Origin of the sequence: Tissierella praeacuta (assembly GCF_040396155.1) — a bacterium.
Taxonomy (GTDB): domain Bacteria; phylum Bacillota; class Clostridia; order Tissierellales; family Tissierellaceae; genus Tissierella; species Tissierella praeacuta_A.
The window spans coordinates 1-5,419 of record NZ_JBEBOY010000086.1 but is presented as its reverse complement, the minus strand read 5'-3'; the positions used below and the strand labels follow the sequence as shown (position 1 = coordinate 5,419).

Annotated in this window: 5 protein-coding genes; all 5 read right to left on the bottom strand. The window is 29.4% G+C overall.

Going from position 1 to position 5,419, the window contains the following annotated elements; translation table 11 throughout:
* Nucleotides 1-105: 105 nt before the first annotated feature.
* From ABWP20_RS18220 to ABWP20_RS18200, 5 genes are read right to left on the bottom strand one after another with little or no spacing between them, the layout of a single operon-like run.
* Nucleotides 106-294 (bottom strand): hypothetical protein, encoded by a 189-nt coding sequence (locus ABWP20_RS18220; RefSeq protein ID WP_353097787.1) that lies wholly within the window; start codon nt 292-294, stop codon nt 106-108.
* Between the two features lie 24 nt (nt 295-318).
* Nucleotides 319-2,121: an oligoendopeptidase F gene (gene pepF / locus ABWP20_RS18215; protein ID WP_353097785.1), complete on the bottom strand. Its 1,803-nt coding sequence runs from the start codon at nt 2,119-2,121 to the stop codon at nt 319-321.
* A 14-nt stretch (nt 2,122-2,135) separates the two neighbouring features.
* Nucleotides 2,136-3,542 (bottom strand): peptidoglycan D,D-transpeptidase FtsI family protein, encoded by a 1,407-nt coding sequence (locus ABWP20_RS18210; protein ID WP_353097784.1) that lies wholly within the window; start codon nt 3,540-3,542, stop codon nt 2,136-2,138.
* A complete protein-coding gene (locus ABWP20_RS18205) occupies nt 3,526-4,773 on the bottom strand; it encodes an FtsW/RodA/SpoVE family cell cycle protein (protein WP_353097782.1) in 1,248 nt (415 codons plus the stop codon). Before ABWP20_RS18205 ends, ABWP20_RS18210 begins: the two co-directional genes overlap by 17 nt.
* 12 nt (nt 4,774-4,785) lie before the next feature.
* The gene (locus ABWP20_RS18200) at nt 4,786-5,214 is read right to left on the bottom strand and encodes an FHA domain-containing protein (protein ID WP_353097780.1); all 429 of its coding nucleotides are present in this window, start codon (nt 5,212-5,214) and stop codon (nt 4,786-4,788) included.
* Nucleotides 5,215-5,419 lie beyond the last annotated feature (205 nt).

Below are 5,419 nucleotides of genomic sequence, written 5' to 3'. Positions count from 1 at the left end.
TCTATTTAGGCTAAATTCCTTTAATCTAGTTTTTCATACTCTAGTTAACACTATCTATTAATAAGTATCATTTCTGGTGCCTGGCACCAAAAATGATACTTATTGTTAGTCTTTTTTATCTAAAATTTCAACTATCTTCTCCATATCTTCCTTCATCTTTCCAATATCTTTCGTAGCTTTAATTATCCTTATGAACAAGTAGATGCCTAAACCTATTATAGCTAGAGATATTATAAGACTAATATATGAATATATCATTGAAATAGCATCAGGTCTTGCTCTTACAGTATACATTGGCTTCCCCCTTATCCTTTGTAACTATATTAGTTTATCCATTTCATCAACTAGTTTTCTAAACAATTTCATTGCATTGTTTACTGGTTCTTCTGTTGTCATATCTACTCCTGCTGATTTCAATACATTTATCGGATAATCTGAACTTCCGCTCTTTAGGAAGTTTAGATATCTATCTACCGCTGGTTTTCCTTCTTCCAATATTTTCTGAGACAATGCCACAGCTGCTGAATAGCCTGTTGCATATTGGAACACATAGTAATTATAGTAGAAATGAGGTATCCTTGCCCATTCCATTCCTATTTCATCGTCTACTACCATATTTGGACCATAGTATAATTTATTGATATCCTTATATGTTTCACATAGATAGTCTGCAGTTAGAGCTCCACCACTTTCAAGGTATTCATTTATCATTTTCTCAAATTCTGCAAACATGGTCTGTCTAAATACTGTAGTTCTAAAACTTTCTAAATAATGATTTAATAAATATAGTTTCTCATTTTTATCTTTAACATTATCTAACATATAATCCATAAGTAAAGATTCATTTGCAGTAGATGCAACTTCAGCTATAAATATGGAATAATTTCCATAAACGAAAGGCTGTGTCTTTCTTGTAAAATAACTATGAATTGAATGTCCTAATTCATGAGCCACTGTAAATACATTATCCAATGTATCATGATAATTTAATAGTATAAATGGCTTAGAATCATATGAACCTCCTGAATATGCACCGGATCTTTTTCCTCTATTTTCATATACATCTATCCATCTTGAACTAAATCCTTCTTCTACTACTTTCATATATTCTTCACCAAGTGGAGTTAATGCCTTCTTTACTATTTCTACTCCTTCTTCATATGGTATTTTCAAATCCACATCCTTCACTATTGGAGTATATAAATCATACATATGAAGTTCCTTTACTCCTAAAGCTCTTTTTCTAATTTCCATGTATTTATACATAATATCTAAATTATTATGTATAGAATTAATTAAATTATCATAAACAGATAAAAGCACATTATTTTGATCTAAGGATGCTTCTCTACTTGATTTATAATTTCTTATGGTTGAATTAAATATATTATTTTTTAAATCTCCATTTAATACAGCTGCAAATGTATTTTTGAACCCTTCATAAGTGCCATATAGTGCTTCAAAGGCTCTTTTTCTTACATCTCTATTCTTTGACTCCATAAGTGGAATAAAATTACCATGGGTGATTTCAACCTTTTTGCCTTCCTCATCCTCAATAGTTGGAAATTTCAAATCAGCATTATTTAGCATTGAGAATATCTTCTGCGGTGAATTGCCCACTTCTCCCATTTGAGCCAATATAGATTCTTCCCTAGAAGAAAGTATATGTTCTTTTTGTCTCATTATATCTTCAATAAATTGTTTATATAGTTTCAATTCTGGTTTTTCTTGAAAGTATCCCTCTAATATATTAGGCTCTAAAGTTAATATCTCTGGTACTAAGAATGAAGTTTTTTCTTCTACTTCCACATAAAGACCTAAGCCTTTATCTGATAGTTCCTGAGATTTTCCTTCCCTAGTATCTTCATCTAATTTCATATGAGCATATGAATATAAATGTCCAGTTATCCTATAGAGTTCATCCCTATCTTTAAGTACATTATAAAAATTTTCAGCACTAGATACTACTTTACCTTTATATAAGGCAAAATCCTTAGCCATATCTTTAGCTTTATTATAGGACTTCTCCCATTCCCCAAAATCATAAAACATAGACTCTAAATCCCATTGATATTCTTTTTGAATATCTTTTCTCTCAGGTATTTCTTTATTACTTGCCATCCCATTACCTCCTCTTAATCATTAATATTATTTATTGCCTGTATCATAATGTCCCTAGCTATAGGTGCTGCTGATTTTCCCCCTGTTGAGCCTTCCTCCTCTAATATGACGGCAACTGCAACTTTTGGATCATCTGCTGGCGCAAAACCAACAAACCATGCATGAGATTTGCCTGAGGAATTCTCAGCAGTACCAGTCTTTCCAGCAACCTTTATATTTTTTATTTTTGCATTCTTTCCTGTTCCTGATTTAACTACATCTATCATCATATCCTTAAGCTCATTTGCTGTAATCATATCAGTACCTTGAGATAGAACTTCAGTAGTATTTTTCTTTAAAACTTTATTATCCTTTGATGTAATCTCCTTTACAAGAATAGGCTTTACTATCTGCCCATCATTGGCTATTCCAGATGCTATTAAAGCCATATTTAATGGTGTAACTAATATTTTTCCTTGCCCAATTGCAGAAGCAGCTACATCTGTTTTATCTAGATTTTCTTTAAAAGGAAACTGTGAATTCTTCACAGGCAAATCAAAGGGTATATTATTATTTATCATAAATTTCTCTGCTGTATTACCTAATCTATCCTTTCCTATTCCAATGGATTTTGTGGTAAAATATGTGTTACAAGATTTAATTAAAGCTTGTCTTAAATCAATATTTCCATGAGCACTTCCTTGATAGTCTTTAAATACATATCCATTAATCTTTGTGCTACCTGTGCAATTATAAGATGTATCAAAATTCGCTGTGTTTAAAGCAGCAATAGTAGTTATAAGCTTAAATGTAGAACCTGGAGGATATAGTCCTTGAGTAGCTCTATTAACTAGTGGACTATCTGTATTCTCTGTTATGGCCTTCCAATCTTCCTTCAAATTTGAAACATCAAAGTCTGGAAGACTAACCATTGCATATACCTCTCCTGTACTAGGATTCATTGCCACAATAGAGCCTTTCTTACCCTTTAATAATGTTCTTGCCTTAGATTGAAGTTCATGATCTATAGTTAATTTAATTGAATTTCCCTCAGTAGTAGGTGCTACAATATTTTTTATTTCATTTATTGTTGCATTTTCATTTATATTCAATAAAGTGTTGTTATATTGAAGTTCTAAGCCTGACTTGCCATATTCTCGATAACTATATCCTATTATGTGACTGTATAATCTGCCATATATATAGTATCTTTTATATATATCATCTATTTTTTCACTATATGCCAATGTTTTTCCATTTCTATCAAATATGGAACCTCTTAGTATTGATTCTTCATTAATCCATAGCCTTTTATTATATCCATTATTTTTTATTGCCTCTGCCTTAAAAACTTGGAAATAGCTAATATATACTATTAAAGATGTAAACATTAAGCAAAATCCCATTAAGACAACAACTATTCTTCTATTCTCCTTGTTCATCAGCTACCTCCTTTATTTCTATTTCCTCTGAGCATACTTGCAATACTCCAAGGGCCATAAAGCTAGATACTATTGAACTGCCTCCATAGCTAACAAAAGGTAAAGTCAATCCTGTTAAAGGTATCATCTTAAGTACACCACCTAATATAATAAAGGATTGTACTCCAAATAAAGTACTAATACCTAATGCAAGTATTTTGTAGAATTTGTTTTCTTGAGATATACCTATTTTGAATCCTCTATATACTAAAATCATAAATAACATTATTATTCCTATTCCAGTAAATATCCCCATTTCTTCACAAATAGCTGAAAAAATAAAATCTGTATATACTACTGGTATAAAATCTGGATGTCCAAGACCTAATCCACTGCCAAAAAACCCTCCTTCTGCAATGGCAAATAATGATTGGGTTATTTGATATCCCTGTCTTTCTATATACTTCCAAGGGTTTAGCCAAGCTTGAAATCTAATTTTAACGTGGTCAAATAATGTATATCCTAATATTCCGCCAATGGTAAAAAGTCCAATATTATATAATATCAACTTTCTATCTTCTTCATAAATAAATTGAATTGCAATAAATATTGCATAAAATACTAAAGATGTACCTAAATCTCTTTGTAAAAACAGTAATACAATGAATGAATATACTATTCCCATTAAACAATAAGAGGAATACTTTTTTTCTTTCCATTTCGAAATATTAGAGTAATAAGCTCCCAATATAAAAATAAGTAAAAGCTTAATGATTTCAGATGGTTGAAATGCAATTTTGCCTAGATTTACCCAGTTTATGGCTCCCTTTCTTCTGCTTCCAAATATAAAGGTTATGAGAAAAAGAGCGTAAGCACCTATCATATAAATATAAAACCAGTTTTCCCACCCCCTTATATATTTTAAAATAAAATAAGTTATAAAAAATATAAATATGCCAATAGATAACCATATTAACTGTTTAATCCCTAGTCCTTCATCAATTCTATATATCATTATAATTCCTATGGATATTAGCATAGTAACAATCAAAAATATATAGTTATCTCCAGTTGAAACTTTAGTTAATATATAATTGGATAAATATATTATTAGCACTAAACCTAATCCTGTACCCATAGTCAATCTATCAATTTTTTGTCCTTGATAAATTAGCAATAGAAACAAAGCTAGAACTTCAAAAATAAACAATAAATTCCTTGGTAATTTTTCCTTAATTGCTTTTTTAAACATAATATTCTCCTATCATCTATCTACAAATAAAAATTCTATTTGCCCTGCTCTAATAATATCCCCGTCTTCTAATCTTATTACATCGAATATCCTATCTCCGTTTAAATATGTACCATTGGCACTATTTAAATCTTCTAGATAATAATCTCCCTCATCTTCTGTTATTTGAAAATGCCTTTTAGAAACAAATGGATCTTTTACTACAATTGTATTATTTCCATGTCTCCCTAAAGAAATAGCATCATTAATAGAATAATGTTCTTTTATTTTATATGGTAAAGAATCTTTTCTATTAATAAGTTTTAAATACACTCTAGCATCTGATGATACTCCTTCAATTCCTCTTATATCTAAATATATAAGTCTAATAATACTAAAAATGAATAAATATATAATTACAATAAATATATATTTAAACAATATGGCCAATATATTATACATAAATTATTCCTCCAAGATTCTCTTTATTTACTTATGTTATCATAAATTATGCCTATTGTGAATTACTTTAAACCTATACCTTTTAACATCATGTTAATAATTTTTGTAACTGCTATTTAAACAATATTGAAAATCTGATAAAATGTTATAATAGAGATGAGCATAATTAAATAATTTTAAAGTTAAAAATCATTAGATATAAATA

Bases quoted from the DNA above. Each gene is read 5' to 3' on its own strand.
- ABWP20_RS18220 (WP_353097787.1), bottom strand. From the start codon at position 294: ATGTATACTGTAAGAGCAAGACCTGATGCTATTTCAATGATATATTCA.
- pepF (WP_353097785.1), bottom strand. From the start codon at position 2,121: ATGGCAAGTAATAAAGAAATACCTGAGAGAAAAGATATTCAAAAAGAA.
- ABWP20_RS18210 (WP_353097784.1), bottom strand. From the start codon at position 3,542: ATGAACAAGGAGAATAGAAGAATAGTTGTTGTCTTAATGGGATTTTGC.
- ABWP20_RS18205 (WP_353097782.1), bottom strand. From the start codon at position 4,773: ATGTTTAAAAAAGCAATTAAGGAAAAATTACCAAGGAATTTATTGTTT.
- ABWP20_RS18200 (WP_353097780.1), bottom strand. From the start codon at position 5,214: ATGTATAATATATTGGCCATATTGTTTAAATATATATTTATTGTAATT.